The organism is Natrinema sp. LJW11, assembly GCF_056135975.1.
This window is the reverse complement of the sequence record NZ_JBWBDM010000005.1, coordinates 197,772-214,757: the sequence shown is the minus strand read 5'-3', so window position 1 is coordinate 214,757 and position 16,986 is coordinate 197,772. Positions and strand designations below refer to the sequence as shown.

At 66.1% G+C, this 16,986-nt stretch carries 11 protein-coding genes; 5 read left to right on the top strand and 6 right to left on the bottom strand.

Annotated features, from left to right (window positions below):
* Positions 1–81 precede the first annotated feature (81 nt).
* Positions 82–1,512, top strand: coding sequence for a dihydrolipoamide acetyltransferase family protein (locus tag AC0QDI_RS15175; RefSeq protein WP_474669593.1), 1,431 nt, complete (start codon positions 82–84; stop codon positions 1,510–1,512).
* A 39-nt stretch (positions 1,513–1,551) separates the two neighbouring features.
* On the opposite strand, the gene AC0QDI_RS15170 is transcribed toward AC0QDI_RS15175, so the two are convergent.
* The 5 genes from AC0QDI_RS15170 to AC0QDI_RS15150 form a co-directional block, all read right to left on the bottom strand.
* Entirely contained in the window at positions 1,552–2,553 is a 1,002-nt protein-coding gene (locus tag AC0QDI_RS15170) for an LLM class flavin-dependent oxidoreductase (protein ID WP_474669591.1), read from the bottom strand.
* A complete protein-coding gene (locus AC0QDI_RS15165; protein ID WP_474669589.1) occupies positions 2,550–4,229 on the bottom strand; it encodes a hydantoinase B/oxoprolinase family protein in 1,680 nt (559 codons plus the stop codon). Before AC0QDI_RS15165 ends, AC0QDI_RS15170 begins: the two co-directional genes overlap by 4 nt.
* Positions 4,226–6,298, bottom strand: coding sequence for a hydantoinase/oxoprolinase family protein (locus tag AC0QDI_RS15160; protein WP_474669587.1), 2,073 nt, complete (start codon positions 6,296–6,298; stop codon positions 4,226–4,228). The genes AC0QDI_RS15165 and AC0QDI_RS15160 overlap by 4 nt, the downstream gene beginning before the upstream one ends.
* Positions 6,299–6,474: 176 nt before the next feature.
* Positions 6,475–6,930, bottom strand: coding sequence for a hypothetical protein (locus tag AC0QDI_RS15155; protein WP_474669585.1), 456 nt, complete (start codon positions 6,928–6,930; stop codon positions 6,475–6,477).
* 544 nt (positions 6,931–7,474) lie between these two features.
* Positions 7,475–9,052, bottom strand: a complete 1,578-nt coding sequence (locus AC0QDI_RS15150) for a long-chain-fatty-acid--CoA ligase (RefSeq protein WP_474669583.1) — start codon at positions 9,050–9,052, stop codon at positions 7,475–7,477.
* A 324-nt stretch (positions 9,053–9,376) separates the two neighbouring features.
* Between AC0QDI_RS15150 and AC0QDI_RS15145 the strand changes: the two genes are divergently transcribed.
* Positions 9,377–10,453, top strand: coding sequence for a zinc-binding dehydrogenase (locus AC0QDI_RS15145; protein ID WP_474669581.1), 1,077 nt, complete (start codon positions 9,377–9,379; stop codon positions 10,451–10,453).
* Positions 10,454–10,476: 23 nt separating this feature from the next.
* Here the strand turns inward: AC0QDI_RS15145 and lpdA are convergent, their stop codons facing one another.
* Entirely contained in the window at positions 10,477–11,880 is a 1,404-nt protein-coding gene (gene lpdA / locus AC0QDI_RS15140; RefSeq protein ID WP_474669579.1) for a dihydrolipoyl dehydrogenase, read from the bottom strand.
* A 337-nt stretch (positions 11,881–12,217) separates the two neighbouring features.
* Between lpdA and AC0QDI_RS15135 the strand changes: the two genes are divergently transcribed.
* The 3 genes from AC0QDI_RS15135 (at position 12,218) to AC0QDI_RS15125 (ending at position 16,947) form a co-directional block, all read left to right on the top strand.
* A complete protein-coding gene (locus tag AC0QDI_RS15135) occupies positions 12,218–13,285 on the top strand; it encodes a phosphotransferase family protein (RefSeq protein ID WP_474669577.1) in 1,068 nt (355 codons plus the stop codon).
* 640 nt (positions 13,286–13,925) lie between these two features.
* Entirely contained in the window at positions 13,926–15,122 is a 1,197-nt protein-coding gene (locus AC0QDI_RS15130; RefSeq protein ID WP_474669575.1) for a 3-hydroxyacyl-CoA dehydrogenase, read from the top strand.
* Positions 15,123–15,369: 247 nt separating this feature from the next.
* Positions 15,370–16,947: a class I adenylate-forming enzyme family protein gene (locus AC0QDI_RS15125; protein ID WP_474669573.1), complete on the top strand. Its 1,578-nt coding sequence runs from the start codon at positions 15,370–15,372 to the stop codon at positions 16,945–16,947.
* Positions 16,948–16,986: the final 39 nt, after the last annotated feature.

The following is a 16,986-nucleotide window of genomic DNA, read 5'->3' as shown; positions in this document are numbered from 1 at the left end:
CCGGGCCGGCCCGAAACGCGGCGGTGACGCCTCGACCGTCGGGTGAGAATTTAAATAGAAGGGTGGACCAAGGTACCAAATATGGTAGACGTAGTAAGGATCCCGAAGCTCGGGCTGAGTGATTACGGCGATCTCGTCGCTTGGGAGGTCGATACGGGCGAGCGCGTCGAGGCGGGGGACGTCGTCGCCGTCCTCGAGTCCGAGAAGGCAAGCGCCGAGATCGAGACGCCGGCGAGCGGGGTCTTGCTCGCGCAGTACGTCGAGCAAGGCGAGGAGATCGCCATCGAGGTGGGGAAACCGCTCGCGGTGATCGGCGAGGAGGGGGAGTCGGCGCCGTCGCTGGCGGCACTCGAGGACGGCGGGGGCGACGACCGGTCGTCGAGCGCGGACGGGTCGGCGACCGCATCGGGTGATGGCACCGCCGGCGAGGAAGCGGCCAACGGCGGTACGTCGGCCGCGGACGTCAAGGCGACGCCGCGGGCCAAGCGCCGCGCAAACGAGGCGGACGTCGACCTGACGGCGATCGAGGGGACGGGACCCCAGGGGGCGGTCACCGAGCGCGATATCGAGGATCACCTCGAGAGCGGCGACGGAGCACCGATAGGTGACGACGACGAGTCCGACGCCGGGTCGACGACGGACGTCAAGGCGACGCCGCGAGCGAAGCGCCGCGCAGAGGAAGACGGAATCGAACTGTCGAGGGTCGACGGGACGGGCCCGCAGGGGGCGATCACCGAGGACGACGTGGCCGCGTTCGCGAGCGGTGGCGGTGACGACGGGACCGACGCGTCGGCGGCCGCGAACGGCGAGTCGACCGATGACGGACTCACCGTGACCGACTCGCGGGAACTCACCGGCGCGCGGAAAACGATCGCGGAGCGGCTGAGCGAGAGCGCTCGAGAGAAACCCCACGTCATGGGGACGCGCGAGATCGGCATCGAACGGCTCGAGGAAGTCACGGACCGACTGCAGGAGAACGGCGTCGACGTCTCACTGAACGACCTCGTCCTTCACTTCGTCGGCCGAACGCTCGAGGACCTTCCCGAGTTCAACGCCCACTTCGAGGACGGGGAACACCGGCTCATCGACGAGGTCAACGTCGGCTACGCGGTCGACAGCGAGAAGGGCCTCGTGGTGCCGGTGATCGACGACGCGCCGAACCGCGGCCTCGACGACCTGGCGTCGGAACGGCGCAGGCTCGTCGAGGCGGTTCTCGAGAACGAACACGCGCCGTCGGATCTTCAGGGGGGAACGTTCACCGTCACCAACGTCGGGGTCTTCGACATGGACGTCTCCTACTCGATCATCAATCCGCCCCAGGTCGCGATCCTCGCGCTCGGCCGCCGCAAGCCGATGGCCGTCGAGCGCGACGGCGACGTCGAATTCGAGCGCGGGATGACGTTCAGCCTGACGATCGACCATCGGGTCCTCGACGGTGCCGACTCCGGCGCGTTCCTCGATCGGCTCGCCGAGTACCTCGAGTACCCCGGTCGGGCGTTCGACGCCGTGTAGCGCGCAGGCGCGACGAAACGGAATCCCAGGGGGTCGCTCTCAGGGGCCGAGATCGGAGCCCGCGAGGACGGCCTCGTGGAACCGCTCGTTCTCCGCGGTTCTATCGGGCGGGAACAGGCACATGACGTGATCGACGCCGAGGTCTGCGAGCGCTCGCAAGCGCTCTCGACACGTCTCGGGCGGCCCCGCGATCGCGAAGCGGTCGCCGAGATACTCCCACACCTCGTCGCCGATGTCGTCCAGCGCGGCCGCCTCCTCGTCGCCGTGTTCCTGCATGTCGTGAGCGTCGACGAGCGCGCGGAGATCAGTTTGCACCTCGTCGGGTGCTTCCGCGACGGAGAACGTGAAATTGTGGTAGGCGATCGGTTCGATGACCGGTTTGAGCTTCTCGACCGCCTCCGCTCGAGTCTCCGCGACGCAGGTCGGCGTGAGCGTCACGATGTCGAGGTCGTCGATCGACCGTCCGGCTCGTTCGGCACCCTCTCGGATGTTCGCTATGCCGAGTTCCTCGACCGTCCCCGGCTTCGGCCCGCCGCCGAAAATGACGCCGTCGGCCACTTCGCCGGCCATTCGAAGCGTCTGGGGTCCCTCGGCGGCGACGTAGACCGGAACGTCGCGCCGGCGCGACTCGAGCCGGAACGGTTCGCCGCCGAACGCGACTTCGTCACCGCGGAGCAGCCCCCGGACTTTCTCGGCGCTCGCGGCCAGTTCGTCGACGGCGGCCGGTCGTCGGCCGATCGAATAGACGGCGCTGTCGCCGGCGCCGATTCCCACCACCGTCCGGCCGTCGGCGACCTGGTCCAGCGAGGCGACCGCGTTCGCCGTCACGGAGGGATGCCTGCTCTTGGGATTGGTGATCCCGGGCGCGAGCGTCAGATCGTCGGTCGCCCTCGCACACGCCGTGAGCGTGACGTAGAGGTCGGTGTAGAGCTGCTGGGAGTCGATCGCCCAGAGGGCGTCCCAGCCCCAGCGCTCGAGCGCGCGGGCGTACTCGGTCGCGTCGGCGACCGAATCGGTCGCGACGAACCCGCCGAAGTTCATGACTCGTCGGGCTCGTAGCCGTAGACGTCGCGGGCGCGTTCTTCGGTGATCAGCCCCCGCTCGACGTCGGCTTCGATGGCCTCCCGATCGCGGTCCTCGGGGTCGCCGAAGCCGCCCGGGGTCGCGGAGACGAGGGTCAGCGTCTCGCCGGACTCGAGCACCCCGGGTCCGTTCGGCGGGACGGGTTTGTCGTCCGTCGAGGAGGCGGTGGTCGCTCGCTTGCCGGGGCGACCGCCGCGAAAGCCCGCCGGGTCGTCGTCGGCTCGTCCGGAGGTGAGCGCGAAGTAGACCGGTCCGTCCGTCGGGTTGTAGTACGACGTTCGCATCGCCGGGCCGGACCGGTGTTCCCCCGCGCCCTCGCTGTCGGGGACGAGCGACGTCTCCTCCCAGCGGAGGGGACTGTACCGTTCGAACATCTCGATCGGCGTGTTCTGTCCGTTGTACGGGAAGTAGACGCCGGGGATGCCGTCCTTGTCGGCGCTCGGCGGCATGCCGCCGGCCGTCCCGCCGACGGCGATGAACTCGTCGCCGTTCTCGTCGGCGCCCGAAAACGGCGCGAGCTGAATCCCCGCCATCTCGGAGAGCGCCGATTCGGGGACGACCTGCCCCAGCGCGCGGATGAGCGCGTCCTCCGCCCGCGAGTAGATGAGGTGTCGTCCCATCGTCGCCGCCGGCCGGTCGCAGTTGAGGATCGACCCCTCGGGCGCGGTCACCTCGATCGGTCGGAAGAACCCCTCCGCGTTCGGCAGGTCGGGGACGAGCATGCACTTCACGATGTACTCGGTGATCGTGACGATGTTCCCGAACGGACAGTTGATCCCGCCCTCGACCTGCGGCGACGTCCCGTCGAAGTCGACCTCGAGGGCGTCGCCGTCGATCGTCACGGCGACGCGGATCTCGAGGTCGTGGTCGGCGACGGTGAACTCGATCGCGTCCTCGTAGGTCCCGTCGGGCAGGTCGGCGAGTCGCTCACGCAGCGCGCGCTCGGTCCGATCGATGACTTCGGCGGCGACGCGGTCGAACGTCTCGGGGCCCCGTTCGTCGACGATTTCGCGAATCCGTTCCTCCCCGACCGTGTTCCCCGACCGTAACGCCTCGAGGTCGCCGAGGGCCTGATGGGGGATGCGGACGTTGCTCCGGATGATGGCGTCGACCGCGTCGTTTCGCTCGCCGGCCTCGTAGAGCTTCGTCGGCGGGAGCAACAGTCCTTCCTCGTAGACCTGTTCGGCGTCGGTCGACCAGCCGCCGCGGTTGCCCCCCACGTCGTCCGTGTGCCCGAGACTGCCCACGATGCTGACGAGGTCGCCGTCGTGAAAGACCGGATTCAGGACGACCACGTCCGACAGGTGGCCGCCGCCGATCCAGGGATCGTTCGTGACGATCGTATCGCCCGGCTCCAGCGTCTCCGGCGGGAAGTGGTCCTCGAGGACGAGCCGCGTCGTTCGGGAAAGCGCCCCCGAGAGGACGGGAACGGACTGGTCGGAGAGGCCGATCGCGTCGCCGTCGGCCGTCATGACCGCCGTGGAGGCGTCGGCCCCCTCTCGGATGGAGAAGGAGTACGCCAGCCGCTCGGCGGCGTCGTACATTTCGTCTGCGGTCGCCTGAAGCCTGTTCCACAGCACTTGCGTCTCTAGCCCGGTCGAATCGGCCGTCGCGGTGTCGTCGGTCTCGCTCATAGTTCGATGGTGATGTCGTAGTTGTCGGCCACGCTGACGCTCGAGGCGGGGTCGGCGACCACCGTCGTCTGGTCGGCCTCGACGACGACGGGACCGTCCATCGTTTGCCCCGCCGCGAGGCCGTCCCAGCGGTAGACGTCGGTCGCGATCGTCCCGTGGTCCGGGCCGAAGTAGACGTCGCGGCTGTCCGGTTCGTCGCTCCCGCCCTCGGGAACGGCGAGCTGTGCGGTCTCGGTGACGGAATCGGATTCACCGAGCTCGAGCCGGTAGGTGAGCACCTCGACGGGGAACTCCAGGGTCTCGCGGTTGAACGTCTCGCGATAGGTCCGCTCGAACGCCTCGCGGGCGACCTCGGGCGTCACGTCGTCGACGCCGTGGCCCTCGAGGGGGACCTTGATCTCGTGGCCCTGGTCGACGTGGCGCATGTCGAGACTGAGCGACGCCTCGGTCTCGGCCGGGTCGATGCCGGCCCGTTCGAGGACCGCCGCGGCTTCCCCGCGGAGCGCGTCGAACTGGCGGTGGAAGTCCTGGGGGGTCAGCGCCTCGAGGACGGCCTGGCTGGTCGAGCTGGCCTCGTACATGCGCGGCGCTTCGGTGAGCCCGATCGAGGACCCGACTCCCGCGCCGTACGGGCAGACGACCTCGTCGATGTCGAGCTTGCGGGCGACGCGGAACGCGTGCGAGGGGCCCGCGCCGCCGAGCGCCGTCATCGAGAGCCCGCGGGTGTCGATCCCGCGCGAGGCGGCGTACCGGCGAAACGCCGTGGCCATGTTCTCGTTGACGACCTCGAACACGCGCCAGGCGGCCTCGGTCACCGAGACCTCGAGCGGAGCGGCGAGTTCCGCGTCGAAGATCGACTCGGTCCGCTCGGCCGCCAGTTCCATCCGTCCGCCGTAGAAGTTCTCGGGGTTGAGGTAGCCGAGCAGGAGCGAGGCGTCGGTCACCGTCGGCTCCTCGCCGCCCTGATTGTAACAGATCGGCCCGGGGTCGGAGCCGGCCGACTCGGGCCCGACCTCAACGAGGCCGACGTCGTTCACGGAGGCGATCGACCCTCCGCCGGCACCGATCTCGGTGAGGTCGATGAGCGGCGAGACGAGGTCGTAGCCGCTCCCCTCCTTGAACCGGTGGACGCGAGCGACGTCGGCGGTGTATTTCATCCGAACGTCGCCGTCCTCAACGATCGATCCCTTCGCGGTAGTGCCGCCCATGTCGAAGGAGAACACGTCGTCGTTACCGTGGTTCTGGCCGAAGATGCGCGAGGCGAGGACGCCCGCCGCCGGTCCGGACTCGACGAGCCGGATCGGTTCCGCCTTCGCCGTCCGGACGTCGACGATCCCGCCCGACGAGGTCATCATGTAGACCTCGCCCGCGAACCCCTCCGATTCCAGCTCCGAGCGGAGGTACTCGAGGTAGTCGGCCACCACGGGCGCGACGTAGGCGTTGATGACGGTGGTCGACGTCCGCTCGTACTCCCTGATGACGGGGACGACCGACGACGACAGCGAGACGTTCAGGTCGGGGTACTCGTCCTCGATGACGCCCGCGACCATCCGTTCGTGTTCGTCCGACTCGTAGGAGTGCAACAGCGAGACGGCGACGGAGTCGACGTCGTGGTCCTCGACCAGCGTTCGGGTCCGCTCACGGACCTCCTCGCGGTCGAGCGATTCGACGACTTCGCCCGCGTCGTTCAGCCGCTCGTTCAACTCGAGGCGGCGCTGGCGGGGCACCAGCGGGTCGGGGTACTCCATCTCCCAGTCGAACATGTCGTAGCGCGAGCCGCGCCGCAACTCGAGCGTATCGCGGATTCCCTCGGTCGTCAACAGCCCCGTCGTCGCGCCGGTACTTTCGATGAGCGTGTTCGAGACCAGCGTCGTCCCGTGGATGACCGTATCGAGGTCGCCGAACGCGACGCCGTTCTCCTCGAGGATTCGACGGGCACCGGTCAGCGCCCCTTCGGCCGGATTGTCCGGCGTCGTCGGCTCCTTGTCGACGGTGACGCCTTCGGACTCCCGGTCGACCAGCGTGAAGTCCGTGAACGTGCCGCCGATGTCCATGCCAAGAGTGTACATATGCCGTACACCTCCCGAATACACACCTGCTTTCATATACGTTACGGTGGCCGGAGAAATCGCACTGCCCAGCCGAAACGAGCCGCTATCGGCCGCGACCGAGCGGTCCGACGCCGGACGCGTCGGTCACCGAAACGGCGCTTCGGTCGGCTACGTCCCCTCCGCGACTCCGCGGATCAGTCGTTGTCGCGGCCGAGCATCGTCAGCTGGCTGTCGACCCGAACGCGGAGGAACTCGTAGAGCGGTGCACGCGCGTCGCGCGCGTCGCTCCCGGCGAGTTCCTCGTTGATCGTCTCGAGGACGTCGTTGCACGTCTCGATGAGCACCGATTCGAGCTCGGTGGTATCGCCGGTCTGTGCCTCGGCGATCCGTTCCCGCCCTCGTTCGGCCGCTTCGCTGACGGTCTCGTCATCGCAATTCCGGGTGACCGCTTCCAGACCGTCGACGAGCGCCTGTCGTTGTCGAACAGTCATCTCGCGCCTGACACGGAGTTCGCTGGCGAGGTAAGATAGCGTGCTCGACATCGAACCGACTTGTCCGTCGATGAACTCGTCGTCGATCTCCGCTCGGACGTCCTCCTGCAGGAACGTCGAAAAGCGCTCCAGTACGCGGTCCGGACCTAGGTGTGGCATTATCACCCAATGACTTCGGGCAAACAAAAAGGTGTTTCGACTGATCGAATACGCCGACGGCGGCACCTGCCGTAGAAGGAGGCAACTACACATCTATTATATGGTGAGTTACTACAGTCGCGTATCACTGCGCCATCTCGACAGGAGGCGACGGTTCGTCCCTTGCTTACGGGCGACGAACCGCCACGAGGCGACGGAACTGCTGCTCTCGGGGAAGACCGTCGACGCTCAAAGAGTGGGGAGTAAGAGCGGTCAATCGCGTCGTTCCGCGGTCGCGGAGAGCCGACAAATGCCGGGTAACGACGTCCGAGTCCTCAAGCGGGTACTCGACGGCACCGCGGGGATGCAGTGCCAGACCGCGTCCGAACTCAGAGAATTGTTCGACGCGCTCGGCCGCCATACGGAGCACGACAAGGGGAACTATCGCATCGCGGCGACCGAGTGGTTCGACCCGGCGATCGAGTACAGGAACGAACGCGACACGGGCTCGAGACCGCCGCGCAGTCACCAGCCGGTCCGGTTACCGCCCGCGTCGCATCGCCGACTACGCTTCGGCCTCGTCTCGGAGCTTGTACTTCTGGATCTTCCCGCTCGGGTTCTTGGGGAGTTCGTCGCGGAACTCGTACCGCCGCGGTCGCTTGAACGCGGCGAGGTCGTCGTGCTTCCGACAGAACTCGTCGAGGTCGTCCGCGGTCAGGTCGCCCTCGGGAACGACGTGGGCGACGACGCGTTCCCCCCACTCCTCGTCTTCCTCGCCGATCACGGCGACTTCGGCGACGCCGTCGCGTTCGTAGAGGACGTTCTCGACGTCGGTCGGGTAGATGTTCTCGCCCCCGCTGATGATCATGTCGTCGATCCTGTCGACCAGGAAGAGATAGCCGTCCTCGTTGAGATAGCCCGCGTCGCCCGTGAAGAACCAGCCGTCGCGGATCGCGTCCGCGGTCATCTCAGGTCGGTTCCAGTACTCCGCCATCATCGGCGGTCCCTGCAGGATGATCTCACCCGTTTCCCCGGTATCGACGGTGTCTTCGGGCGTGACGGGGTCGTCCGGACTTTCGTTCTCGGTCGGTTCGACGATCCGGACCTCGTGGTTCGGCGCGGCTCGCCCGACGCTCTCCGGGTGTTCCCGTCCCTCGAACGGAAGGATAAACGTCGCGCACGGCCCCATCTCGGTCATCCCGTAGGCCGTCGCGTAGTCCTCCGTGAACGTCTCGATGCATTCCTCGAGCAGCGACGGCGGCATCGGGGCGGCGCCGTAGACGCCGAGTTCGAGCGACGAACCGTCGAACGACGACATTTCCGTCGATTCATCGAGCAGTTGCCCCCAGATCCGCGAGGCCACGAAGAGGTGGGTCGCGCGCTCCTCGTCGACGACCTCGAGGGCGCGTCGCGGATCGAAGTCGTGGAGGATCACCGACGTCGCGCCGAGGTTGATCCGGGTGAGTAGCCCGCAGTTGAGTTCGGCGTTGTGATACAGCGGCATCGCGGAAACGCCGACGTCCGTGAAATCCAGTCCCATCCGGCCGGCGTAGAGCGTGTTATGATACGTCGCGTCTCGATGGGAGTGGACGACGCCCTTCGGTCTGCCGGTCGTCCCGCTGGTGTACATGATCGCGTACTGGTCGGTCGAGTCGACCGAGACCGCCGGCGGCGCGGTCGACGCGCCCTCGAGCAGGTCGTGGAACCCGGCGTACTCGGGCGCGCGTTCGCCGTCGTCGTCAACGTACACGTACTCCTCGACCGTTCCGAAGTCGTCGCGGCCGCGTTCGACCGTGTCCCGCGTCGCCTCTTCGAAGATCAGTACCGTCGACTCGGAGTCGTCGAGGATGTATCCGACCTCGCTGGGCGCGAGGCGATAGTTCACGGGATTGAAGACGGCGCCGGCCCGCAGGAGGCCGAACAGCGCGACGGCGAACTCCGAGGAGTTGTGAAGCAACAGCGAGACGCGGTCGCCGCGCTCGACGCCGCGCTCCCGGAGCGCGTTCGCGAACCGAGTCGCTCTCTCGTCGAGTTCGGCGTAGGTCAGGCGGACGTCCTTTCGGGGGTAGACGATCGCTTCCCGATCCGGGTACTTCCGCGTCGTCCGTGACAGCGTCTCCGGTATCGTGGGAAGATAACCCATGCCCCATCTTTTCCGGGATCAGCGTGTTAGCTCTTTCGTCCGCGACCGGCCGACCGTCACGGGTTCATTAGAGCGACCGCTATCCGTTCCGGTGAACGTGGTCACGAACGCCGTCCGCTCGAGTTACGTTACCGGTATCGCGACCGAACCGGCGCGCTGGAACGACCCGGACCGCCATCTCGTCGGTCTCTCGAGCGACGGGTTTCCGGTGCGGCCTGTGATATGGATTGCGCCGCAACGACGGACCAGCCCGTCTGGGCCGTCCGATTCGGCCGTGACACACGTGGATTTACGTTCCCGGCCATGGTATGGGAACTCGAGACAATGGACGCCGTATACCTACACGGGCCGGGAGACCTCCGCGTCGACGCCGTCGATCGACACCCCGTCTCGGCGGGAACGGTCGCGGTCGACATCGAATATACGGGTATCTGTGGCTCCGATCTGCACGAGTACGAGGTCGGTCCCGTTCCGATCCGGGCCGAAGCGATCGATCACTCGATCCCGGAACCGGACTGGGACGAGTACTTGCCGAAGCCGATGGGCCACGAGGTCGCCGGTACCGTTTCGGAGGTCGGCGAGGACGTCGACGAGGTCGACGTCGGTGATCGGGTCACGCTGAACATGGTAATCGCCTGCCACGACTGCCGCTACTGTGCGACCGGCGAGTACCACCTCTGCGAGCGGGGAGACGGCGGCGTCGTCGCCAGCCGGGGATTCGCGGATCGGATCGTCGTCCCGGCCTCGATGGCGGTCACCGTTCCGGACGAGGTATCGCTTCGCCACGCCGCGCTCGCGGAACCCCTCGGCGTCTCGCTTCGGGGCGTTCGCCGATCGGACCTCGAGCCGACCGATCGCGTCGCGGTGTTCGGCGCCGGGCCGATCGGGCTCGGCGTCGTCGCCGGCGCCGCTGCGGCCGGTGCCCGCGAGATATACGTCAGCGAACCTCGAGCCGCCCGTCGAGCGGCTGCGGAAGCGCTCGGCGCCGATGTCGTCATCGATCCGACAGCCGTCGACGCCGTCGAGAAGATCACCCGGGAAACCGACCGGGTGGACGTCTCGTTCGAGTGCGCCGGAACGGCCGCGACGCTTACCGACGCGCTCCGGAGCACCGCGTACGGGGAACGGGTCGTCGTCCTCAGCGTCTTCGAGGAGGAAGTCCCGATCCACCCCAACGACATCATGCAAGCGGAACGGGAACTCGTCGGCTCGTTCGGCTTTCAGGGCGGGCCCCTCGTCTCCCGGTCCGAGTTCGCGACCGCACTGGACTACATGGCCGACGGGCGCATCGATCCCGAACCGATGATCACCGGGACCGTTCCGCTCGAGGAGACCGAATCAGTGTTCGAGCGCCTTCGCGATCCCGACAGCGACCGGATCAAAGTACTCGTCGAGCCCTGACGCGGTTCACGGCCGTACCTCGGTCAGCGGTTCGGCGTGTGTATCGCCTGCCCGAGCGCGTTCTCGCAGGCCTCCATGATCGCCTCCGAAAGCGTCGGATGCATGTGGGCGGTGCCGGCGACGTCCTCGAGGGTCAGTTCCGTTTCGACCGCCAGTCCGAGTTCGCCGATCAGCTCGGACGCTTCGGGGCCCACGATCTGGGCACCGAGGAGTCGGCCGCCGTCTCCGTCGGCGACGACGCGGACGAATCCCTCCGTCTCCGTCAGCGTGAGCGCTCGGCCGCTGGCGTCGAACGAGAACTCGCCGACGACCGGTGAATAGCCGGCGTCGCGCGCCTCCGCCTCCGTCAGTCCGACGGTCGCGATTTCCGGATCGACGAACACCGCCGTCGGGATCGTGGCGTCGCGAAGTACGGCGTCGCCGCCCGACGCGACCTCCGCGGCGACGAGTCCCTCGGCGATCGCCTTGTGTGCGAGCATCGGTTCGCCGGCCACGTCACCGACCGCGAAGACGTGCTCGCGACTCGTCCGCATCCGGTCGTCGGTCTCGAGGAACCCGCGGTCGTTCGGGGCCACGCCAACCGACCCGAGGTCGAGCGTGTCGGAGACCGGTTCCCGGCCGATCGCGACGAGTAGCTTCTCCGCCGTCATATCGAGCCCGTTCCCGTTCGTCCCGTCCGTTGAGAGGGTGACGGTCCCATCGTTCGACCGGGACCATTCAGCCGCGACCTGACCGAATCGGAAGTCGACGCCTACCGACTCCGCCCGTTCCTTGACGGCCCGGGTGAGATCCGTTTCGTATCCCGGTAACACGTCGTCTTCCATTTCGATGACCGTCACGTCCGTCCCGAGCTTCGCGAACACCGTCGAGAGTTCCATCCCGATGTATCCCGCACCGACGACGACCAGCGAACGCGGCGCCCCCTCGAGCGCCAGCGCCTGCCGGGAGTTCAGAACCGGGTCGGCGTCGAACGGGAACTCGGGGAGTTCCATCGGACGGCTCCCGGTCGCGACGATCGCGTTTTCGAACTCGATATCGGTCGTAGAGCCGTTATCAGTAACGATTTCGGCGACGTGGTCCGCCGTAAAACGTGCCGCTCCCTCCCGCACCGCGACGCCGTTCGCCTCACAGAGCGTTTCGACGCCGCCCGTGAGTCGCTCGACGACGTCGTCTTTCCAGCCGATCATCTCGTCGACGTCGACGAACGGCTCCGCGTAGATCCCCATCCGGGACGCCGACTCGAGTTCGGTGACGAGGTTCGAGGCGGTCAACAGTGCCTTCGAGGGGATACAGCCGTGATTGAGACAGGTGCCGCCGACTCCGTCGCGATCGACGAGCGTGACGTCGCGGCCGCGCTGGGCGGCACGGATCGCAGCACTGTAGCCGCCCGGTCCCCCGCCGATCACGAGAACGTCAGTCGCTGCCATACGAAGCGAATCGGTCGGGCCGTTTATAGTGGTTTGTGGTGGGGTCCCGCTCGTACCGCTGATTCCAGCGGTCGCTGAATAACGTGTTTTGGTATCGGTTTTAGCCGCCTTTCATTCTTTACTATAGAACCATCATATGATTAACTAAGGGCGTTATCAAATAGCGTCCAGTGACGATACTACGGACGAACCCAACTCCGACGGTGGGTGATGACAGCAACGGACGACTCGCCGAGACGGTGCCCCGATGGATCCGCGGTTCGCTGATCCAGAACTTACTTAACCGGATTTTCCGTATCGCAGACGATGACAGCGGAACGGAGGTCCGATGATCCGTATGGAAGATGACGACCGGTATCTAGAGCGACTCGTCGACGAGGAGGCGTTACGAACCTACCTCGAGGGAACCCTCGGTGAACCCGCCCACTTCTCGGTACTGCGCCACGACGAGGGCCACTCGAACGAAACGCTGTTCGTCGAGTGGGACGACCGCGAGTTCGTGATACGCCGACCACCGGCCGGGGAAACCGCGGACACCGCTCACGACGTGCTCCGCGAATACCGGACGATCGACGCGCTCCAGGAGACCGCCGTCCCGGTTCCCGAAACCGTCCTGGCGTGTACCGACGACTCGGTGATCGGGAGCGAATTCTACGTCATGGTCCGCGAGGACGGGGACGTCCTTCGGGACGACGAGATCGAGCGGTTCGTGACGCCCGAGCACCGGACCGACATCGGCACGGAACTGGTCGATGCGCTCGCCCGGACCCACGCGATAGATTACGAGGCCGTCGGACTCGGTGACTTCGGTCGCCCCACCGGGTTCACGGACCGACAGGTCGACCGGTGGCACCGGCAACTAGAGTGGGCGTTCGAAGTGACGGAAGCCGAGCGCGCCGTTCCAGAACTCGAGATCGTGGGCGATTGGCTGCGGGAAAACGTTCCGTCCGATCACGCCCGCGCCCTGGTTCACGGGGACTACAAACTCGACAACGTCCTCTTCGAGCCGGGCGTGCCGCCGCGGCTGGGTGCGATCTTCGACTGGGAACTGTCGACGCTCGGCGATCCGCTGACCGATCTCGGATGGATGCTGCTCTTTTGGCACGACCCGGCGGATCCCGAGCCCGCGATGCCCGAGCTGATGAGCACGTTCACGGCTCGCGACGGGTATCCCACTCGCGACGAACTTGTGGACAGATACGAACGACGAACGGGCGTGGCGTTCGAGAACCGCCGCTTCTATCAGGTGTTGGCGGCGTACAAAATGGCCGGCCTCGGCGAGATGTTCTTCCGGCGCTACCTCGAGGGGAACTCTGCCGACCCGCTGTATCCCGCGATGGAAGACGGCGTGCCGCGTCTCGCCGAACAGACGCTCGCGATCATCGACAGGGACCAGCAGCTGTGAGCCGTCCGCTCGGTGGCCCTCCGCTGCGACCGGCCGTCTCCCGCACGGTCTCGGCCGTCGTGTAGCCGTCGCGGCGAGCGCCGTTCTCGGCAGGCCGCCTTCCGTCACGGCCCGATCTCGTGGCGTTCGGCTCGACACGCCCTTCAGCGCCGCACTCCGCGATGATCTCCGCGACGCGTTCGTCCGGAAGCGACGCGAGAATCGCTTTTCCCGCGGCCAGCAACTGAAGCGGTTGACACTTCCCTACCTCGGAATTGGTTTGCGCGGCGTGTTCGCCGGTCGGGCCGAACACGGACACAGCCTTCCCGTGTTCCTCGACGACGAACTGCGCTCGTTCGGCGGTTTAGTCGGCTACTTTCGCGACTCTCCGTCTCGCCATCCGGTACGCACTGTTTCACTTTCGAGTCTCCCCTCCCAGTTTCATGAATCGGAAGCCGATCCGACACGTGTCCCCTTTCTCGAGGACGTACTCGAACTCCTCGAGGACGATGGCCGCTCGTTGACGGCTGCGAGCACACGGGCGGTCGATACGGCCGCTCTCCGAACGGCGGTGGCGGTCGGACTCGTCTCCGTTTCGTCCCCGGCGGGTCGACCGCTCCAAACGGGACACTTTTTTAGTCCCGTTCGACACTTCGTAGGTATGGTCGTAGATATCGACGACATCGAGACCGTCGCCGTCATTGGCAGCGGCCAGATGGGCCGTGGAATCGCCGCCGTCGCCGCGCTGGCGGGGTACGAAACGTACGTCAACGACATCGACGAATCCCAACTCGCCGAGGCGAAGGAGCAGGTCGAATGGTCGTACGAGAAGTCCGTCGAGAACGGGGCCGCGTCCGAGACGGAGATCGCCGACGCGATGGCGCGACTGACGTTCACGTCCGACCTCGAGGAGGCAGTCGGCGACGCCGACTTCGTCACCGAGGCGGCGGTCGAACAGCAGGCGGTCAAGGAGGACATCTTCGAGGACCTCGACGCCGTCGCACCGGAAGACGCAGTTCTCTCGACGAACACGTCCGGACTCAACATTACCCGGCTCGCCGAAGTGACGGATCGGCCCGAACAGGTCGTCGGGACTCACTGGTTCAACCCGCCGATGTTGATGGACCTGGTCGAGGTCATCATGACCGAGTACACCCCGGACGGGGTCGCGGACACCGCGGAGGCGCTCATCGAGTCGTTCGGCAAGACGCCGATCCGATGCAAGATCGACATCCCCTCGTTCATCGTCAACCGACTCATGCGACCCTACGGCGAGGGTTCCGCGTGGATGGCCTATCGCGGCGAGCACACCATCGAAGAGATCGACTCCGCGATGAAGTTCAAGGAGGGATTCCCGATGGGGCCGTTCGAACTCGCGGACTTCACCGGCGGGATCCAGATTCGCGTCGAAGGGGAACAGGACCACCTCGAGGACGATCGGCCGATGGCCTACGACACCGAAGTGTGTCCCATTCTCCACCAACTGTACGAGAAGGGCCGCTACGGGCGCAAGGCCGACGCCGGGTACTACGACTACGACGAGCGCGACGAACCTCGGATATCGGTCGACGCGGGACAGGGGTTCGACACGCTCCTCGTCTGGGCCCCGATCGTCAACGAGGCAGCGAAGATGGTACAAAACGACGTCGCCAGCGTCGAAGACATCGATACCGGTGCGCGCCTCGGGGGCAACTGGCCCGTCGGCCCCCTGGAGAAAGCCGACGACGTCGGCGTCGACATCATTCTCGAGAAACTGACCGAAGTCGCCGGCCGACACGAGGATACGGACAAACTCGCCGAGACGCTGCCGTGTGACCTCCTCGTCGAGAAAGCCAAGAACGGCGAGACCTTCTACTGACCGCCGCCGGGGTCGCCGTCGCGCGTTCGACGACTCCTCGGTTTCGCAACGCCGACGCCGCCCGAGAACTCCACTCCAAGGACGTCGTCTAGATCGCTCGCTGCGACGGTGGTGAACTGCCGTTCAGGCGAGGGAACACCTAATTCGAGTCATGCGGTGCCCTCGCGGCGTTCCTCCCGGCGACCCGAAGTGCTTCCTCGAGCGAAACACCGAAATCGTTATGGGAAAATGTGCGGTTGTTCATCCCATGCAAGGGATGACCGTCAGTCGGCTCACCGAGCGGAACGCATACAAGTCCCCGGAGGCGGAGTCAGTCGTACTGCGACCGATCGCTGGAGATCGATCCGCGATCACGAACGCGACGCTCAACGACCGCGTGAACCGCGTCGCGAACGGTCTCCGAAAACGAGGGGTCGAGCGGCACGACGCGGTCGCCGTCTACACTGCGAACTCGATCGCAACGATCGAGATGTATCTCGGAGCCATGCGGATCGGCGCGCTGCCGGTTCCGGTGAACCACCGGTTCCGGGCGGACGAGGTTCGATACGTCCTCGACGATTCCGACGCGCAACTGCTCCTGTTCGACGACCGGGCCGCCGACATCATCGACGACGTCCACGACGCCCCGGAGATACCGAGCGACCGCTTGTTCGTCGGCGACGACGGCCCCGATTATGCGGACGGCTACGTCGACTTTCGAGAGGAGGCGCCCGCCACGCCGGTCGACGTCGTTCCGTCGCGACTCGACGAGGCGATGCTCATGTACACGTCCGGAACGACTGGGAGGCCGAAGGGATGCCTGCTCACGCACGACAACATCCTTCAGATGACCGTCAACGGCATCGTCGAGAAGGCTTTCGAAGGACAGCAAGTCGACCCGGACGGCCGAGGAATCGTCGTCACGCCCCTGTTCCACATCGCCGCGTTCGGCAAGTTCGTCAACAACCATTACGCCTCTGCCACGACGGTTCTGATGGACGGGTTCGACGCTGAACGAGTACTCGAGGTACTGGAGAACGAATCGATTACGAACGGCTTCTTCGTACCGACGATGGCGCGTGCGCTCCTCGCGGTCGAGAACTTCGATTCCTACGACCTCTCGTCGTTCACCCGATTCGGTATCGGTGCCGCGCCGTCGGGAAAGGAACTCAAAGAAGAGATCATCGACGCGTTCGACGCGGAGATACGGGAGGCCTTCGGCCAGACCGAAATGTCCCCCACGACGACGATGTTGATGTCGAGTCAGGCGCTCGATCACCCGGACAGCGTCGGGCAACCGGTCATCAACGTCCTCTGCAAGGTGATCGATCCGGAGACGGGTGAGGAAGTCGATCCCGGCGAAGCCGGTCGGGTCTGTTACCGCGGGCCGACGGCGTTCAACGGGTATCACAATATGCCCGACCGGACCGAAGCCGCGTTCGACGACGAGGGCTTCTTCGTCTCGGGCGATCTGGTGACCCGAGACGAGGACGGGTTCGTCGAATTCGTCGGACGGAACGACGACATGATAATCACCGGCGGCGAGAACGTTCATCCGGCGGAAATCGAGGAGGTGCTGCACGAACACCCGGACGTCGACGAAGCCGCCGTCGTCGGTGTCCCGGACGAACGGTGGGGTGAACGGATCAGGGCAGTCGTCGTCCCGGCCGCCGGCGACTCGCTCTCGACCGAGGAGCTACGGGGGTACGTCGGCGACCGACTCGCCGACTACAAGAAGCCGAGGGAGTTCGTGTTCCTTGATTCGCTTCCGCGGAACCCGTCCGGGAAGATCCTCCGAGACCCGCTCGAGGAAACCGATGGGGCCGTTACTGACGAGAGCACGTAGGGGATTTCGACCGTTCGTCGAGCCCAGTCCCGAGAACGG

Coding starts and splice junctions, on each gene's coding strand:
- AC0QDI_RS15175 (WP_474669593.1), top strand. CDS start 82: ATGGTAGACGTAGTAAGGATCCCGAAGCTCGGGCTGAGTGATTACGGC.
- AC0QDI_RS15170 (WP_474669591.1), bottom strand. CDS start 2,553: ATGAACTTCGGCGGGTTCGTCGCGACCGATTCGGTCGCCGACGCGACC.
- AC0QDI_RS15165 (WP_474669589.1), bottom strand. CDS start 4,229: ATGAGCGAGACCGACGACACCGCGACGGCCGATTCGACCGGGCTAGAG.
- AC0QDI_RS15160 (WP_474669587.1), bottom strand. CDS start 6,298: ATGTACACTCTTGGCATGGACATCGGCGGCACGTTCACGGACTTCACG.
- AC0QDI_RS15155 (WP_474669585.1), bottom strand. CDS start 6,930: ATGCCACACCTAGGTCCGGACCGCGTACTGGAGCGCTTTTCGACGTTC.
- AC0QDI_RS15150 (WP_474669583.1), bottom strand. CDS start 9,052: ATGGGTTATCTTCCCACGATACCGGAGACGCTGTCACGGACGACGCGG.
- AC0QDI_RS15145 (WP_474669581.1), top strand. CDS start 9,377: ATGGACGCCGTATACCTACACGGGCCGGGAGACCTCCGCGTCGACGCC.
- lpdA (WP_474669579.1), bottom strand. CDS start 11,880: ATGGCAGCGACTGACGTTCTCGTGATCGGCGGGGGACCGGGCGGCTAC.
- AC0QDI_RS15135 (WP_474669577.1), top strand. CDS start 12,218: ATGGAAGATGACGACCGGTATCTAGAGCGACTCGTCGACGAGGAGGCG.
- AC0QDI_RS15130 (WP_474669575.1), top strand. CDS start 13,926: ATGGTCGTAGATATCGACGACATCGAGACCGTCGCCGTCATTGGCAGC.
- AC0QDI_RS15125 (WP_474669573.1), top strand. CDS start 15,370: ATGCAAGGGATGACCGTCAGTCGGCTCACCGAGCGGAACGCATACAAG.